Annotated in this window: 14 protein-coding genes; 5 read left to right on the forward strand and 9 right to left on the reverse strand. The window is 60.1% G+C overall.

Going from position 1 to position 17,570, the window contains the following annotated elements; genetic code table 11:
• Window positions 1-43 precede the first annotated feature (43 nt).
• The 4 genes from AC3IUE_RS13880 to glcD are packed head-to-tail and all read right to left on the reverse strand — an operon-like array spanning window position 44 to window position 4,250.
• Window positions 44-445, reverse strand: coding sequence for a heme-binding protein (locus AC3IUE_RS13880; protein WP_489268127.1), 402 nt, complete (start codon window positions 443-445; stop codon window positions 44-46).
• Between the two features lie 20 nt (window positions 446-465).
• On the reverse strand, window positions 466-1,683 hold the full coding sequence (gene glcF, locus AC3IUE_RS13885) for a glycolate oxidase subunit GlcF (protein ID WP_489268129.1): 1,218 nt from the start codon (window positions 1,681-1,683) through the stop codon (window positions 466-468).
• A 3-nt stretch (window positions 1,684-1,686) separates the two neighbouring features.
• Window positions 1,687-2,751, reverse strand: a complete 1,065-nt coding sequence (gene glcE / locus AC3IUE_RS13890; protein ID WP_489268131.1) for a glycolate oxidase subunit GlcE — start codon at window positions 2,749-2,751, stop codon at window positions 1,687-1,689.
• Window positions 2,751-4,250 carry a glycolate oxidase subunit GlcD gene (gene glcD / locus AC3IUE_RS13895; RefSeq protein ID WP_489268133.1) on the reverse strand — a complete coding sequence of 500 codons (1,500 nt, stop codon included), beginning with the start codon at window positions 4,248-4,250 and terminating at the stop codon, window positions 2,751-2,753. The genes glcE and glcD overlap by 1 nt, the downstream gene beginning before the upstream one ends.
• 234 nt (window positions 4,251-4,484) lie before the next feature.
• Between glcD and glcC the strand changes: the two genes are divergently transcribed.
• Entirely contained in the window at window positions 4,485-5,252 is a 768-nt protein-coding gene (gene glcC, locus AC3IUE_RS13900; protein ID WP_008157088.1) for a transcriptional regulator GlcC, read from the forward strand.
• A gap of 996 nt (window positions 5,253-6,248) precedes the next feature.
• On the opposite strand, the gene AC3IUE_RS13905 is transcribed toward glcC, so the two are convergent.
• Complete coding sequence (locus tag AC3IUE_RS13905; RefSeq protein ID WP_046049267.1) at window positions 6,249-8,012, reverse strand: L-lactate permease; 1,764 nt, start codon at window positions 8,010-8,012, stop codon at window positions 6,249-6,251.
• 172 nt (window positions 8,013-8,184) lie between these two features.
• Here AC3IUE_RS13905 and AC3IUE_RS13910 point away from each other — a divergent pair, with 172 nt between their 5' ends.
• The 3 genes from AC3IUE_RS13910 to AC3IUE_RS13920 all read left to right on the forward strand — a co-directional run bounded on the left by AC3IUE_RS13910 (window position 8,185) and on the right by AC3IUE_RS13920 (window position 10,931).
• Window positions 8,185-8,421, forward strand: coding sequence for a hypothetical protein (locus AC3IUE_RS13910; RefSeq protein ID WP_489268136.1), 237 nt, complete (start codon window positions 8,185-8,187; stop codon window positions 8,419-8,421).
• A 42-nt stretch (window positions 8,422-8,463) separates the two neighbouring features.
• Entirely contained in the window at window positions 8,464-8,901 is a 438-nt protein-coding gene (locus AC3IUE_RS13915) for a DUF1801 domain-containing protein (RefSeq protein ID WP_489268827.1), read from the forward strand.
• A gap of 626 nt (window positions 8,902-9,527) precedes the next feature.
• Entirely contained in the window at window positions 9,528-10,931 is a 1,404-nt protein-coding gene (locus AC3IUE_RS13920) for an MFS transporter (RefSeq protein ID WP_056745201.1), read from the forward strand.
• A 57-nt stretch (window positions 10,932-10,988) separates the two neighbouring features.
• On the opposite strand, the gene AC3IUE_RS13925 is transcribed toward AC3IUE_RS13920, so the two are convergent.
• From AC3IUE_RS13925 to AC3IUE_RS13935, 3 genes are all read right to left on the reverse strand, one after another.
• Window positions 10,989-11,915: a sugar ABC transporter substrate-binding protein gene (locus AC3IUE_RS13925; protein ID WP_056745199.1), complete on the reverse strand. Its 927-nt coding sequence runs from the start codon at window positions 11,913-11,915 to the stop codon at window positions 10,989-10,991.
• A gap of 268 nt (window positions 11,916-12,183) precedes the next feature.
• Window positions 12,184-12,972, reverse strand: coding sequence for a TIM barrel protein (locus AC3IUE_RS13930; RefSeq protein ID WP_489268139.1), 789 nt, complete (start codon window positions 12,970-12,972; stop codon window positions 12,184-12,186).
• Window positions 12,969-13,991 carry a Gfo/Idh/MocA family oxidoreductase gene (locus AC3IUE_RS13935; RefSeq protein ID WP_046049273.1) on the reverse strand — a complete coding sequence of 341 codons (1,023 nt, stop codon included), beginning with the start codon at window positions 13,989-13,991 and terminating at the stop codon, window positions 12,969-12,971. The genes AC3IUE_RS13930 and AC3IUE_RS13935 overlap by 4 nt, the downstream gene beginning before the upstream one ends.
• Before the next feature lie 193 nt (window positions 13,992-14,184).
• On the opposite strand from AC3IUE_RS13935, the gene AC3IUE_RS13940 reads away from it, so the two are divergent.
• On the forward strand, window positions 14,185-16,191 hold the full coding sequence (locus tag AC3IUE_RS13940) for a sigma-54-dependent Fis family transcriptional regulator (RefSeq protein ID WP_489268141.1): 2,007 nt from the start codon (window positions 14,185-14,187) through the stop codon (window positions 16,189-16,191).
• A gap of 234 nt (window positions 16,192-16,425) precedes the next feature.
• On the opposite strand, the gene AC3IUE_RS13945 is transcribed toward AC3IUE_RS13940, so the two are convergent.
• Entirely contained in the window at window positions 16,426-17,469 is a 1,044-nt protein-coding gene (locus AC3IUE_RS13945) for a LacI family DNA-binding transcriptional regulator (protein WP_489268143.1), read from the reverse strand.
• Window positions 17,470-17,570: the final 101 nt, after the last annotated feature.

Raw genomic sequence — 17,570 nt, forward strand, 5'->3', positions numbered from 1 at the left:
CATCACACAGTGTTATCGAGCGCTAAACCGCGCCCGGCTCAATTCAGTTCAGGCATTGCGCGCCGGCTTTAGCCACTTGTGCGTCCTGCTCGGCTTTGACACCGGACACCCCGACCGCGCCGATCACCTGGCCGTCGACGATGATCGGCACGCCGCCCTCAAGGGACGTCAGCAATGGCGCCGACAAAAAGGCATGGCGCCCGCCATTGACCATCTCTTCATAGCCTTTGGACTCGCGTCGACCCAGGGCCGAAGTGCGGGCCTTTTCGGTGGCGATGTAGGCGCCAATCGGGGCGCAACCGTCAAGGCGTTCGAGGGCCAGAGGGTGGCCGCCATCATCGACAATCACGATGGTCACGGCCCATTGGTTGTTCTGCGCTTCGGTGCGTGCCACCGCGAGGATTTGGCTGACTTCGGTCTGGCTCAGTACAGCTTTGCTTTTCATGGGGATTCTCCAGTACTCGGTTAGGGCAGGGCGGCTTCGACCAGTTCGATCCAGTGCCTGACAGGGGTTCGGCCCGCACCGTCGAGGTGGGACTGACAGCCGATATTGGCCGTGACAATGACTTCGGGGTGTCCGCTTTCCAGCGCATTGAGCTTGTTGTCGCGCAGTTGCCTGGACAGTTCGGGTTGGGTCAGCGAATAGGTGCCCGCCGAGCCGCAGCACAGGTGACTGTCGGGAACCGACGTGAGGTTGAAGCCCAGACTGGTCAGAATCGCTTCAACCGCACCCCCCAGTTTCTGCGCGTGCTGCAAGGTGCAGGGGCAATGAAAGGCCAGGCGTTGGGTGCTGTGGATACCGAGCTTTTCCAGCGGCTCGTCGCGCAGCACTTCGACCAGATCCTTGGCCAGCGCACTGACTTTTTTCGCCTTCTCGGCATAGGCCGGGTCGCTGCTGAGCAGGTGACCATAATCTTTGATGAAGGCGCCGCAACCGCTGGCGGTTTGCACGATGGCCTCGGCGCCGTTTTCAATGCTTGGCCACCACGCATCGATATTGCGGCGGGCGCGATCCAGGCCGGCCGCCTGAGCGTCGAGGTGATAATCCACGGCGCCGCAACAGCCCGCCTCGCGGGTCGGCGTGACGCTGATCCCCAGTCGATCAAGGACGCGCGCAGCAGCGGCGTTGGTATTGGGCGACAGACTCGGTTGCACGCAACCTTCGAGCATCAGCACCTGCCGGGCGTGGCGAGTGACCGGGCGCGGCTTGGTCGGATAGACGCGGCGAGGCAACTTTATCTGCAAGGTGTTGGGCAACAACGCCCGGAACACCTGGCCACTGCTGACCAGGCCTTTGAACAGTGCAGGATTGGGCACGACGCTGCGAAGTCCTTCACGCAACAAGCGCTGACCGAGCGGGCGCGGCACCGCCGCATCGACCACCGCCCGGCCAATGTCCAGCAAGTTGTGGTAGTCGACGCCGGAAGGGCAGGTGGTTTCGCAGTTACGGCACGACAGGCAGCGATCCAGGTGTTGTTGGGTCTTTTGCGTAACTTCGTTGCCTTCCAGAACCTGCTTGATCAGGTAGATGCGGCCCCGCGGTCCATCCAGTTCATCGCCCAGCAATTGATAGGTCGGGCAGGTGGCATTGCAGAAACCGCAGTGCACGCAGGTGCGCAAGATGCTTTCGGCTTCTTCGGCGCGGGGCAGTTGGCGGGCTTGTTCGCTCAAGGTGGTCTGCATGGGTCAAAGCTCCGCGTACAGGCGCCCGGGGTTGAAGATGCCCCTGGGGTCGAGTTGTTGCTTCAAGTTCCGGTGGTAGCGCATCAATGCGGCAGGCAACGGTTGAAACGGGCTGTCGATCAGGCCATGGGTGTAGCAGGTCACATGTCCGCCGACTTCTTCGACGATCGAGCGAATGAACGTTGCCTCCGCGTCGGATTTGAGCCAGCGCTGCGCACCGCCCCAATCGAGCAGCTGACGGCCAGGTAGGGAAAGCCGAGGCGTGTTGTGAGGGACGGACAGGCGCCAAAGTGCCTGGTCCTCATCGAAGAAGCTCAAGCGATGTTCGTTGAGATCCTCCCAATAGGAAGCGTCCAGCAACTCGCCGCCGAGTCGGTCATGAGCCGCCGCCACCGAGCCTTCGCCACCCTCAAGCCGCAGGTGCAGGCGCTGCCCATCGTGGCACGCGGCGCTGATCGGCAGCGGCTGTTGCCCCCATTCGGCGAGGTGCAGCAACGCGCGATCGCTGTCCATTTCCAGGCTGATGCTCAAGGTTTGACGCGGCTTGGGCAGGACCTTGAGCGAGACTTCGGTGACCACGCCCAGCGAGCCGTAGCTGCCGGCCATCAAGCGTGACAGGTCGTAGCCGGCGACGTTTTTCATGACTTCGCCACCGAAGCGCAAATGCTTGCCGTGGCCGGTGATGACCCGTGTCCCAAGGACGAAGTCCCTGACGGATCCGGACCAGGGGCGCCGTGGTCCCGACAGCCCGCTGGCGATCATGCCGCCGACGGTGGCGCCGTCGCCGAAAGATGGCGGTTCGCAAGGCAACATCTGCTGTGCCGCGTCCAACACTTCAGCCAGTTCTGCCAGCGGGGTGCCGCAGCGGGCGGTGATCACCAGCTCGGTCGGGTCGTAGCTGACGATGCCTCGGTGGCTGCGCGTGTCGAGCACTTCGCCCGCCACGATGCGCCCAAGAAACGCCTTGCTGTTGGAGCCTTGAATGCGCAACGGCGTAGCGTTTTGCAGCGCCTGGTTGACCTGTTCCAGCAGCGAGGCGCTGTCGTCGATATCGTGTTCACTGCGCATCAGAAACGCTCCAGTTCAGGGAAGGGCAACTGACCCATGTGAACGTGCATGGCGCCAAACTCGGCGCAGCGGTGCAGCGTCGGAATGTTCTTGCCGGGATTGAGCAAACCACTCGGATCGAAGGCGGCTTTGACGGCATGGAACACGGTCAACTCATCGCTATTGAACTGCGCACACATCTGATTGATTTTCTCCCGGCCCACGCCGTGTTCACCGGTAATGCTGCCACCGACCTTCACGCACAATTCGAGGATCTTGCCGCCCAGGGCTTCGGCGCGATCGAGTTCGCCCGGTTGGTTGGCATCGAACAGAATCAGCGGGTGCATGTTGCCGTCACCGGCGTGAAAAACGTTGGCCACCCGCAGGCCGTACTCGGCCGACAACGCGGCGATGGCGTGCAGCACGCCGGGCAGCTCGCGGCGCGGAATCGTCCCGTCCATGCAGTAATAATCCGGCGAGAGACGGCCCACCGCCGGAAAGGCATTCTTGCGCCCGGCCCAGAAGCGCACGCGTTCGGCTTCATCTTTAGCCTGGCGCACTTCGGTGGCGCCGGCCTGTTCCAGCACCTGGCGTACGCGGTCGCAGTCATCATGAACGTCGGCTTCAACGCCATCGAGCTCACACAACAGAATGGCTTCGGCGTCGACCGGATAGCCGGCGTGGATAAAGTCTTCGGCGGCGCGAATGGCCAGGTTGTCCATCATTTCCAGGCCACCGGGGATGATGCCGGCGGCAATAATGTCACCCACTGCACGGCCAGCCTTCTCGACGGAATCGAACGCCGCCAGCAGTACTTTGGCGGTCTGGGGTTTGGGCAGCAGTTTGACCGTGACCTCGGTGATGACACCGAGCATGCCTTCGGAACCGGTGAACAACGCCAGCAGATCGAAGCCCGGAGAATCGAGCGCCTGAGAACCCAGGCTTAGGTGTTCGCCATCGACGGTGAGGATGTCGACCTTGAGCAGGTTGTGCACGGTCAGCCCGTACTTCAGGCAATGCACACCACCAGCGTTTTCCGCCACATTACCGCCGATTGAACAAGCGATTTGCGAAGAAGGGTCCGGCGCGTAGTACAAGCCAAACGGCGCTGCAGCCTGGGAAATCGCCAGATTGCGCACCCCCGGCTGAACCCGAGCCGTGCGAGCGGCGGGGTCGATGTGCAGAATAGAGTTGAAGCGCGCCATCACCAGCAGCACGCCTTTTTCCAACGGCAATGCACCGCCGGACAAACCGGTACCGGCACCGCGGGCGACCACCGCGACCTGTCGCTCATGGCAGAGTCGGAGCACGCCTTGCACCTCGTCGATGTGGCGCGGCAGCACCACCAGCATGGGCGTGGTGCGGTAAGCAGAAAGTCCGTCGCATTCGTACGGTTTGAGCTCTTCCTGCTGATGCAGGACTTCCAGATCCGGCCATTGCGTTTGCAGGGCTTGCAGCAGGGCAGTTTTGTCGACGTCAGGCAGGACGCCGTCGACGCGTTCATCGTAAAGAATGTTCATAGTCGGTTGACGACCCTCAGTTGTTTTTATAGGAGGTCTGTGTCCGTTTACCACTGACTTGCATGATTGGCTTGAGGCGTTCTACTGTCTATGTGTTGTTTGGCTGGTCGAACCAGTTTTTTATTCGATGGTTTTTTATTGGTGCAAAAAAACAGTTTTAAAACATAGGTATATGTTTGTGTTTGAACATTTTTGGTTTTGCCAGCGAGACTGGTCATACCAGTTGGAGAGTCGATGGAAAGGGCAGAAACGAGCCGTAATCCACAAGTCGCAGACGTGGTCTGTGAACGCATCGAACGGCTGATCGTGGACGGGGTGCTCAAGACCGGACAACTGTTGCCGTCGGAGCGTCGTCTGACCGAAAAACTCGGCGTTTCCCGCACGGCGCTTCGCGAGGGCCTGAAGCTGTTGCGCGCTCGCGGGATTATCAAGACAGAGCAGGGCAAAGGTTCATTTGTCGCCGACCTTTCGGGTCACGGTGCCGCGTCGCCGCTGATGCACTTGTTCAGCTCACAACCGCGCACGCTCTACGATTTGTTCGAGGTCCGCAGCCTGCTCGAAGGCGAGTCCGCACGCCTGGCGGCATTGCGCGGGACCGACGCCGACTTCGTCCTCATCACCCGCAGCTACGAGGCGTTGATCGATGCCCACAGCCGTTCGCTGGAGGCGTCCGAACACGCTCGACTCGATCATGCGTTTCACCTGGCGATTTGCGAGGCCTCGCACAACCCGGTGCTGGTGCAGACCTTGCGCTCGTTGACGGATTTGCTGCTGAACACGGTGTTTGCCTCGGTCAACAACCTTTATCACCGCGAACCGCAAAAGCGTCAGATCGACCGTCAACATGCGCGGCTCTACAACGCCGTTACCGGCCGAATGCCGGAACAGGCACGCAAGGCGGCCATCGCGCACATCCAGAGCATCTGCGAGAACCTCAAGGAAATCGAAAGCGAGGAACAACGTCTGGTTCGGGCCACGCTGCGACTTGAGGGGTGGGCATAATGCCCGGTTCTTCAGGCGGACTGCCTACCGTACGCATTTCCCCTGTGGGAGCGAGCCTGCTCGCGATGAGGCCCTGTCAGTCGACATCAATGTTGAATGTAAGTCCGCCTTCGCGAGCAGGCTCGCTCCCACAGTTGGATTTTTGGCGGGCATGACATAAGTGTCCACCGCCGATGACCTTGACAGACATCAGGTCGGCTATCAGGCCGCCTCGCTTTGGCTTTTGATCTTGAAGCGCGAGGCGGCCTACCGGCCGGCCTGTCTCTTCAAGCGTACGCATTTCCCTGTGGGAGCGAGCCTGCTCGCGATGAGGTCCTGTCAGTCGACATCAATGTTGAATGTAAGTCCGCCTTCGCGAGCAGGCTCGCTCCCACAGTTGGATTTTTGACGGGCATGACAGAGGTGTCCACCGCCGATGACCTTGACAGACACCAGGTCGGCTATCAGGCCGCCTCGCTCTGGCTTTTGATCTTGAAGCGCGAGGCGGCCTACTGGCCGACCTGTCTCTTCAAACGTACGCATTTCCCCTGTGGGAGCGAGCCTGCTCGCGATGAGGCCCTGTCAGTCGACATCAATGTTGAATGTAAGTCCGCCTTCGCGAGCAGGCTCGCTCCCACAGTTGGATTTTTGGCAGGCATGACATAAGTGTCCACCGCCAATGACCTTGACAGACATCAGGTCGGCTATCAGGCCGCCTCGTTTTGGCTTTTGATCTTGATCTGCCCCGTCGGAAGGCCGAGCGCAGGTTCTGCGCAGTGGGCACCGCGGCAAGGATGCCGCGGTAGCCGCCCCCGGCCATGGATGGCCGATGGCGGCGGGCCCACGGAGCAGGACCGGAGCGAGGGCATGCCGAGCCTAGGCGAGGCACCGTACGTCAGGGGCAAGAGCGTTTGGTTACTTGGCGCTTTTCCAAGTGACCCGCCGTAAGGGCGGAACCCTAAGTCGCCATCACCGCAGAAACGGATATGCCCCCCATCCCACCCCGAACTACATCAATCAATGCCCACCAACAACCATATGACTGAACGGCGCCACATACGCCTGCAACGTCACCAAACCACCGACCAGAATGGCCAGGATGATCGAGTGGAAAAACACATAACGCAGGATTTCCCCTTCATGCCCGTACCAGCGCGTGGCGGTGGACGCCACCACGATCGATTGGGCGTCGACCATCTTGCCCATGACCCCGCCGGAACTGTTAGCGGCCGCCATCAACACCGGGCTGAGGCCCAATTGCTCGGCGGTCACCCGTTGCAAGCCGCCGAACAGCACGTTGGACGCCGTGTCCGAGCCGGTCAACGCCACGCCGAGCCAGCCGAGCAGGGTGCCGAACATGGGGTAGAAAATGCCCGTCGCGGCGAAGGCCAGGCCCATGGTCGCGTCCAGACCCGAATAACGGGTGAGGAAACCGAGGGCGAGCATGGCGGTAATGGTGATCAGTGAATAGCGCACCACCCACAGCGTTCGCAGGTACTGGTGGATCAATTGCGGAATGGAATACCCCATCAGCAACCCGCCGAGGATCGCCGACAGCAGGATGCCGCTACCGGTGCTGGTGAACCAGGTGAACTTGTAGACCGCGTCCTCGGTTTTAGGCGCGGGCACCACCGGCGGAACCTTCTCGATCTGCTGGTGAATCGTGGTGAACGTCACGACCGGAGCGAAGATCGGGTTCGCTTCGCGCATCGGTTTGCCTTGAGGGTCGAGTTTCGCCGAATGGGTGGCCGGATCAATCGCCGGGCGGGTATCGAACATGTTTTTGAAACCCTGGGTGCCCCAGGCGAACACGAACACGGTGAGGATGATCCACGGCATCCACGCGCGCATCACCGCAGGCTTGGCATCGCTGGCAAAGGTCGCACTGGCGACGGGTTTTTCGTCATGCTCTTCGGCTATTTTGGAGTTGTCGACGCGCCCGGACAGCGCGGCGGAGGTGTGCACGGTGGCCGGTTTCCAGACCCTGAGGAAACCGGTCAGGCAGGCCATGGAAATCAGCGCGGCGATCACGTCCACCAGCATCGGCCCGTGGTAGTTGGACACCAGGAACTGCGGCACGGCGAAACTGACCCCGGCCACCAGAATCGCCGGCCAGATTTCCAGCATCTTGCGCCAGCCGGCGAAGGCCCAGATCAACCAGAACGGCACGATCACCGAGAAGAACGGCAATTGCCGGCCGACCATCATCGACAGTTCCATTTCATCCAGCCCGGTCACCTTGGCCAGGGTGATGATCGGCGTGCCCAGCGCACCGAACGCCACGGGCGCGGTGTTGGCGATCAACGCCAGGCCAGACGCGGCCAGCGGCGAGAAGCCCAGCCCGATCAGAATCGCCCCGGTCACCGCCACCGGCGTACCGAAGCCTGCGGCCCCTTCGAAGAAAGCACCGAAGCAGAAGGCAATCAGCAGCAGTTGCAGGCGTCGATCGTCAGTGATGCGCGCGAGGGAATCCTGCAGCACTTTGAACGAGCCGTTCTCGGTGGTCAGCCGATGCAGGAAGATGATGTTGAGCACAATCCAGCCTATGGGCAGCAAGCCGTTGGCGGCGCCGTAAAGTGCGGCCGAGCCAGCCATGTTCGCCGGCATGCCGAAGGCGAAGATCGCGATCACCAGTGCAGACGCGAGGGCCATCAATGCGGCCAGATGCGCCTTGACATGGAAAAACGCCAGGGCTGCCAGCATCACCACGACCGGCACTGCTGCCATGATCGTTGAAAGTATCGGGTTACCGAACGGATCGTAGATTTGCTGCCAGACCATGTTCCACCTCTGCTTTTTATTGTTGGGAGTGCAGACCCCGTGGGGGCGGTGGCTTCTAGTATAGGTGGCATTACGCCGCTGTCCTGGCAGGCCTTTGAGTGGGCCGCACTGAGCTAACATGGCCAATGGGTAAATGCGCTACTCGGACTTCAACGACGGGAGAAATGCAGCCATGACTGAACGCCATATGCACCACAAGGAAACGCTGTCGAACGGATGCAAGATCGAGATCAAAACCGAGATCTTGAAGGACGGCTCACTGGGGATGTTCATCGGTGTTTACCGGCCGGACGGCACGGCCATTTTTGAGGACCATGATCCAAAACCGCATCTGCTGGACATGGAGGCTGCCTTTGACTGGGGGATCGAAAAGGCAAAGACCCTCGGCAACAGTCAAAAAACGCTGTAAAGCCCGGTTTTGGACACCCTCATGAAGCAGGCGACAACCACCATGAAGAAAGAGCAGGTCGGTGCAAAGGAAGAAGAGGGGGGAGCTTCGGCCTCTCAGCTGATAGACGCGAGAATCAAGGAGCTGGGCGATTGGCGGGGCGAAACGCTCGCTCGGGTCCGAACGCTCATCCAGCAGGCCGACCCCGACGTACTCGAGGAATGGAAGTGGCGGGGCGTTCCAGTGTGGTCGCACGCCGGAATCATCTGCACCGGTGAGACCTACAAGCAGGTCGTGAAGCTGACGTTTGCCAAGGGCGCCTCGCTGGACGACCCTTCAGGCCTTTTCAACGCCAGCCTCGAAGGCAACACCCGACGTGCCATTGATGTGCATGAGGGCGACACGCCCGATGAGAAAGCCTTGAAGGCGCTCATTCTCGCTGCCGTGGCGCTCAACACATCGACAGCGGCCGCTCGCACCAAACCGGCTGCGAAATCCTGATCCGTCTTCGCCGACCTGGCAGTCGAAAACCACGCTGACGAGATGACTGCTATCGATGTCTCTCGTCATGAGCTTTTTAAGTGCGTTGTCGTACAACAATGTTTAATCTTCAAAACCTTCATATCTCGCTGACAACACCCGATACATCCCAGCGCTAACTGGCCCACAGACTACGTCCTCTGGACCTGATCGAATTTCTATCGAGCAGCCTTTGTCGAGACGAACGGCTGTTTTTTCAGATTGACAGCCCGGTAGTGAACTCGATATAAAAGGCGCAGTTGTACGACGACAGACGATCACAGGCTGTTAACCCCTAAAAATAAAAAAGAGTGTCGGCCCCATCATGAATACAACCCGCCCGCGCATCTCCCTGAATGCCGCTGCTTATGGTTCGACCTTGACTGCTTGCCCATCCCCACAGTCAGGCCTGTTGCATACGACTGTCCCACCAAACGCCCGATAGCTCTTGCCAAATGTCCGACTCCAGCCACTGAGCATGGAGTACCCATTTTCGAGCCCGCAATACAGTGGTGTGGACTCATCGCGTTTTGGCGATGCTCTACGACACAATCGATCTCGCTTGAAACCGAGAGATCATCACCATAATCCAACAATAAAGTGATGCCATGAATCTGAACGAGCCCATCAATCCGCAACGAATCGGCCAGGCCGTCGGCAAGTACCGCTGGACGATTTGCGCGCTGTTGTTTTTTGCCACCACCGTCAATTACCTGGACCGCCAGGTACTGAGTCTGTTGGCGCCGGATCTGTCGACGCAATTTGGCTGGAGTAACACCGATTACGCGAACATCGCCTCTGTCTTTCAGTTTGTGTACGCGATTTCCATGCTGTTCGCCGGCCGCTTCGTTGACAAGATCGGCACCAAGACCGCCTATGTGGTAGCGATCGGCATCTGGTCGACCGGCGCGATCATGCACGCCTTTGCGGTGCCGATGGGCGAGGGTATTGCCGGCATCAGCAGCGCCTTGGGCCTTGCCGTCATCCCGGTTTCGATCGCAGGTTTCATGCTGTCGCGCGCCGTGCTGGCGATCGGCGAAGCGGGTAACTTCCCGATTGCGATCAAGGCCACCGCCGAATATTTCCCGAAGAAGGAGCGTTCCTTCGCCACCGGTATCTTCAACTCCGGCGCCAATGTGGGCGCGGTCCTGGCACCGATCTGCGTGCCGCTGATCGCCGGTATATGGGGCTGGGAAGCGGCGTTCATCGTGATCGGTGCGTTGGGCTTCGTTTGGGTGGCGGTATGGATTGCGCTGTACGAAAAACCGGAGCAGCAAAAACGTCTGTCGGTGCAAGAGCTGGCCTACATCCGTAGCGATCAGGGCGCACAAGCGCTCACCGGCACAGACTCGGGTGCCGCCGCTAAAAAAGTATCGTGGTTCAAGCTGCTGACCTACCGCCAGACCTGGGCCTTTGCCTTCGGCAAATTCATGACCGACGGCGTGTGGTGGTTCTTCCTGTTCTGGCTTCCGACCTACCTGTCTGCGCAATACGGCATGAAAGGCCAGGCCATCGTGTTACCACTGGCCGTGTTGTACAGCATGACCATGGTGGGCAGCATCGGCGGCGGCTGGTTCCCGAGCTATTTCATGTCACGCGGCGATGCGCCGTATGACGGCCGTATGAAAGCCATGTTGGTGATTGCTTTCTTTCCGTTGCTGGTACTGCTGGCGCAGCCATTCGGTTACATCAGTTTCTGGGTGCCGGTGCTGCTGATCGGTGTGGGCGCATCGGCGCACCAGGCGTGGTCGTGCAACATCTTCACCACCGTGTCTGACATGTTCCCGCAAAAATCCATCGCATCGGTGGTCGGCATTGGCGGTTTGGCCGGCGGCTTGGGCGGCGTCGTGATGACCAAGACCGGTGGTTGGGTAATCGACCATTACAAACTGATCGGCGATATCCATACCGGCTACATGATCATGTTTGCCATCTGTGCGCTGGCCTATCTGGTGGCGTGGAGCGTGATGAAGGCGCTGGTGCCACGTCATAAGGAAATCACCGACCTGTAAACGGCGACGCGATTGACCTGCTGACGTCCTGTCGGTAGGTCATTCGCCTGTTTGACGCTATTTGTAGCGTTGCTCAAACACGGCCACTTGCTCCGGCATGATCAGCTGGAAGGGCACCCAGACATCCGTCTCGACTGGCTCCCCTTTGATCATTTTGATGGCCGCTTGCAACGCGCTCGTCGCTTGCGCTTTGGGGTCTTGAAATACCGAGGCGACGAGCATCCCGCGCTTGATGGCCGCCAGGCCGTCGGGCAGCCCGTCGATGCCGACAATCGCAATCTCGCCCTTGGCTTTGCCGGCTTGCTGCAATGCCATGGCGGCGCCGATGGCCATCTCGTCATTGTTGGCAACGATGGCATCAAAACTGGTGCCCGCCAGCAGCCAGTTGCTGGTCAGGTCCATCCCTTTGTTACGCTGCCACTCGGCACTTTGTTGTTCGACGATCTTGATCCCCGGATAGTCCTTGAGTACCTGTTTGACGCCTTCAGTACGGTCGTGCGTGGAGTTTTGCGCCAGGTCGCCCATGATGATCGCGATGTTGCCTTTGCCCCCCAGCTTGTCGGCCAGATAGCGCATCTGCAGTTGCCCGGCCTCAATGTCATTGGACGCCACCGTGACCACGCCTTTGGGCAAGACGCGTTCGTCCGGGTGGCGGTTGACGTAGACCAGCGGTGTCTTCGCCTCGACGGCGGCGCGCGTCATGTTGGCGGTGGCGGCGGTGTCCACCGGCAAGACGATGACGGCATCCACTTTCTGGCTGAGGAAGCCCTCGACCTGATTGAGCTGGCGAACCACATCACCCTGGGCGTCCTCGAACTGGATCTGGACATTCTCCTTTTTCGCGGCCTCTTCCAGGCCGCTGCGCACGTAGGTCATGAAGTTGTCATCGACCCTGGCAATGCTGACGCCGATGCGATAGCTGGCGGCGGCCCATTGGCTGAACAGTAGTAACAGCGTGGCAAAAAGCAGTGTGCAACGACGCATGATGGTTTTCCTTTTTTGTTATGAGTCGACATTCATCAAGATCAAAAACGAGGGGCTGATGCCAGTCAGTTAAGCCGTAATGCGATCTGTAGCAGCTGTCGAGCTTGCGAGGCTGCGTTCGGTTCGGGCCGCGTTCGGACGAAGCAGTCGTCAAACCAGAACTTGCGGTGTATCAGGTAAACCGCATCAGCCGGATTCACGACTGCTTCGCAGCCGAACGCAGCCTCGCAAGCTCGACAGCTGCTACAAAGAGTGCGTCGCTTAAGGCTCAATCCAGCGTGAAGGCTTGTCGAAAGCGTTCCAGTGCCATTTCGCTGTCGCCACTGGCCCAGCCCTCAAGTCCGACGACTCCGGTGTATCCCATGCCAAACAACGCTTTGGCAATGGCCGGATAATGGATTTCACCGGTGCCCGGTTCCATGCGGCCGGGGACATCAGCGACCTGGATTTCCCCGATGGCGCTGCCTGCACGCTGGATCAGTTCGATCAGGTTTCCCTCACCGATCTGCGCATGGTAAAGGTCCAGGTTCATCTTCAAATGCGGGCTGCCCACGGCCTCGATCAACGCCAGGGTATCGTCGGCGCGAGCGAACGGGGTGCCGGGGTGGTCCACTTCGGTATTGAGGTTTTCCAGCAAGAATACCCGGCCTGCTTCTTCGCCCAGGCGGGCGATTTTTTCCAGGGTCTTGCAGGCGCTCAACCACATGCGTCCCGTGGTGAGGGCCACGGGTTTGACTGGCAAGCCTTGGTCGCCCAGGCCAGTGCCATGCAGGTTCAGGCTCGGGCAATTCAGTTGGGCGGCGACGACCAGCGATTCGCGTGCGCTGTCGAGCAGGTGCTGGATGTCGTCGGGATCGGTCAGGTTGCCCGAGATGTAACCCGTCATCGAGGTGAAATCAGCGCCGGTGGCGACAAGCGCTGGAATGTCTTTCTGCGTCCAGTCCCAGAGTTCGGCGCTGAAGCCCAGCGCGTGAATCCGTTTGACGCGTTCGGTGAACGGCAGGTCGAGGAAGACCATCTCGGCACTGATCGCCAGTTTGAACGGTATGAAACTCATGAACGGGCTCCTTGCACGCGCACCGCTTTGCCTTGCTGGAAGGACTCGATACACGCGCGGGCAATGGCCAGTGCCGCCCGGGCATCTTCGCCGCTGGCGAGGGGTTTTTCGCCGGTACGCAGACAGTCGACAAAGTGGTTGAGCTCGGCCACATACGCATCACGCAGCAGGTCGGTGTCCAGGCGCTGGGTGTCGGCCTGGATGCCATTGGCCAAGTAACGAACCAGGTCAGACTCGTTGACGCTGCCCATGGTCAGCATGCCGGCGCTGCCGAACACTTCTCCCCGAACGTCGTAGCCATAGACGGCCTGGAAATTGGCCTCGGCCGTGGCGATGGCACCGTTGTCGAAACGGATCGTGACCACGGCGGTGTCGAGGAAGCCCTTGTCCTTGAAGTCCGGTGCGATCAGGGCATCGGCCATGACAAAAACCTCGACCGCTTCCGCACCGGGATTCAGGTAGCGCAGGGTATCGAAGTCATGAATCAGGGTTTCGAGGAAAATCACCCACTGCGGCGAGGCGGCCGGATTGTTCAGCGCCGGGTCGCGAGTCAGCGAGCGCAGCAGTTGCGGCGTACCGATACGACCGGCGACCACGTCCAGGTGAGCCGTGCGGAAGCTTTTGGCAAAGCGCCGGTTGAAGCCGACTTGCAGCGTCACCCGTGCGTCGGCAGCGGCGGCGATGGCGCGGTCGGCTTCGTCGAGGGTGATGGCCATGGGTTTTTCACAAAACACCCCTTTGCCGGCGCGGGCTGCACTGATCACCAGTTCGGCATGGCTGCGGGCCGGGGCGGCGATCAACACGCCGTCGATTTCCGGATCATCGAGCAGTTGCTGTGGATCGGTATAGACCCGCTGCACACCTAATTCTGCCGCCAGGCGGGCGGCCTGGCCGGGTGTCGGGTCGGCGATGGCGGCCAGGCAGGCACCGGGAATGTGCCGCGAGGCCGTCAGACCGTGAAAGCTGCCCATGCGGCCAGCACCGATGAGACCCAGGCGGATGATCTTGGACGTACTCATGAAATGACTCCCTTTTATTGTTGTTCAATGACTCGACAGCAGGAATGTCCTCGCTGGTACAAAGCAGGGAGCAAGGGCTGTGCCAATATTTAAATCATTGATATTTAAGGGAATATTTAAAGGTGTTTGTAATAAGTGTTCATTTCGATGACATGTCTATACTGACATGTCGAAAATATGAACATAGGAGCAAATGGTGATCCCACAGCCAATGGCCTTCAGCGTGCAAGACCTCGATTACATTACGGCGCTCGGTCCGGCATCGTTAAACGAAGGGCCGATCGCTGAGCTGGAGCAGGCATGGCTGGCGTGTCTGAACGGTCGCACCGATCGACCTGTCGGGGTCAGGCAGATTATTTGGGACTCCTGGCTACGCAGTGTCAGTGCCGGCCTCGATCCTGATGATGGTCAGTACCGATTTGTCACCCCCGATGTGCTGGCCGCGACGCTGGCGGCCAATCGTGTGTTGATCACGGCGGCGGCGGAGGTCATGCGCGGGTTGCTGGCTTACAACCCCCGGGGCCATATCAACCTGACCGATGCCGAAGGGACGACGCTGTATTTCTGCGGCCTGGACCTCACGCCGGTGGGCAGCCGGCTGCTGGAGTCGGTGCAGGGCACCAACTGCACGGGGCTGGCGCTTGCCGAAGACCGATTGGTGTATGTGCTGGCCGAGGAAAATTTCGGCGTCGGCCTGCGTCGACGGCGCATGCATTGTGCCGCTGCGCCGATCAGGGATGCGCAGGGCCGGACGCTGGCCATGCTGACCCTCACCGCAGAGCCGGGCTGGTTTCATTTCCATACGCTGGGCACCGTCCAGGCAGCGGCCGAAGCGGTCTCGCGGCAGATGGCGCTGCAAGCACTGCTGGAAGAACAACAAACCGTGCTTGAAGTGCTCAACGAAGGACTGGTGGTGCTGGATGAGCGCGGCTGCATCAAGGCGCTCAACCGTTACGCCCGCCAATTGTTTCGTGTGGGCCGGGATCTGCTGGGCAGCCCGTTCCAGCGTCTGGGCCAGAGCGAACTGACCGATGAGATTCTGCTGCGCGGCGGGGAAGGGCCACGGGACCTGGATTGCACGTTTGAGTTGCATGATCGCAGTCAACTGGCGTGCCTGGTGTCCGTGTGCTCGTTGGAGCAGGGTGGACGCATCGTCTCGTTGCGCGAGAACCGACGCATCCGGGAAATTACCCGGCGAATCATCGGCACCCAGGCCAGTTACACCTTCGAGACCATTCAGGGCAGTTCGCGAGCCATACAGGACGCGTTGCACCTGGGGCGGATTGCCAGTCGCAGTGATTCGACCACGCTGATTCTGGGTGAAAGCGGTACCGGTAAAGAGCTATTCGCCCAGGCGATTCATAACGCCAGTGACCGTAGCAGCGGTCCTTTTGTGGCCGTCAATTGCGGAGCTATTCCGCGAGATCTGGTGCAGAGCGAACTGTTCGGTCATGTCGAAGGCGCCTTCACCGGCTCGGCCCGCGGAGGCTCTGCCGGGAAGTTCGAATTGGCCGATGGCGGAACGATCTTTCTCGATGAAATCGGTGACATGTCGTTTGATGCCCAGGTCAGTCTGCTGCGTGTCTTGCAAGAAGGCGAGGTGACACGCGTGGGCGCGAAAAAATCGCAGCAGGTGAACGTCCGCATCATCGCCGCCACCCACCGCAACCTGAGCCAGGCAGTGGCCGAGGGTGCCTTCCGCGAGGATCTTTACTATCGGCTCAACGTACTGAACCTGACGGTTCCGCCGCTGCGGATGCGCCACGAAGATGTGCCGTTACTGGCGCGTCATTTTCTCAGCCGTTGCGCCCGCTCACTGCGCAAGTCGGTGCAGGGCATCTCGCCAGAGGCGCTGGATATTCTGTCGGCCTATCACTGGCCGGGTAACGTTCGCGAGCTGGAAAACACCATTGAACGGGCGACCAACCTGGCCGTGACCGAATTGATCCAGCCGGGTGATCTACCGCTTGAAATCAAGCAAAGACAGCGGCCGTCAGCGCCGGGAAGCGTGCCCGAACCCCGGGCCACCCTGGACCTTGGCGCCCATGAAATGAATGCGATCATTGCGGCCCTGAAGGATACCCGCGGCAACATCCGCCTCGCCGCCAAACAGCTGAACGTTTCTCGTGGCGGGCTGTACAACAAGATGAATCGGTTCGGATTGAGTGCCGAGGCTTTTCGTGTGGGAGCCAACCTCTGATGGGTAATGCTGTTCACTTAAGTCGTAATGCGATCTGTAGCAGCTGGCGAAGCCTGCGTTCGGCTGCGAAGCAGTCGTAAAATCAGCAATTGCGGTGCGTCAGGTACACCACTGCAGCCGGACTCACGACTGCTTCGCAGCCGAACGCAGCCTTCGGCAGCTGCTACAAAGAATGCGTCGCGGCTGAAATTGTTTAAGTGAACAGCGTTAACCTTTGATGGGGTGAGTTCAGCCTCAAGTGTTCTCCGATGTGACGATCTGCAAGGGAATATGGATGCGATGCCGGGCCGGATCGAAGTCCGGCGCGGTCTGCAATTCCACCAGCAAATCGACCAGCGCCGCCGCCAGCAATCGCGGCTGGGAATCGATGACCAAACTGATCAAACCCTGCGACAAAGCCTGGCGCGACAGCTCGGTCGACTCCTGCAAAATGCAGCACAGCGACGGCCGCTTCGGTAACTGCGACAGGGCACTGATGATCCCGTCGCCGCCACCGCCGACCACGCACAAACCCCGCAAATCGTCATGCCGCGCCAACAGTTCCAGCGTCGCCTCTTCGGTGATGTCGCAGTTGTCCAGGTTGATCACCGCTTCAAGCAGCCGCAACCCGGGTGCGTGTTCCATCAGGTAACTGCGCAGCCCCTCTACCCGTGCCTGATGGCCGAGAAAACGGTGACCGCCGAGCAGAACCCCGATGCTGCCTTTGCGCGCACCACAGGTGTGAGCCATCAGCCAGCCCATGGTGCGCCCGACCTCATGGTTATCCTGGCCGACGTAAGGCTCATTCGCGGCCTCATCGATGTCGGACAGTAGGGCGATCACCGGCACGCCGGCCTCTCTGATCTGGGCGATGGCGGCATTGATCAGCGGGTGAGCGAAGCTGACCACCGCCAGACCATCGCACTGCACCGCCAGTTGTTCGATCTGGGCAACGATGGCGCTCGGTGTGCGATCAAATACGTACTCGAACTGACAGCTCAGGTTGGCGCCGGTCTGACGCTGCGCCGCCTCGGTAATGGCGACGGCAACATTGGAATAGAACGCTTGGGCGGTACCGAGCAACAGGATGCCGAAACGATAACTGGGACGCCGTTCGCGGATCCGCTGACCGATCAGCCGTGCGGCGAAATAACCGACGGCTTCGGCGGCCTGGAACACCTGCTCGGCGGTGGCCGGGCTGACCGGCGCCCTGGCGTTGAGTACCCGGTCCACAGTGGCGACACTCAACCGAGCGTGCTCGGCGACCGTGGCGATGGTGGGGCGTTTAGTGTTGGTCATGGCGGGTCCCGAAAACGCCTTGATAGAAAACTATCAAGCCTTGCTGGGCCTGGATGATAGCTTGATAGGGAATGTATTCAAGGGCTTGAGGGTAATCATTG

The organism is Pseudomonas sp. GL_093, assembly GCF_057837605.1.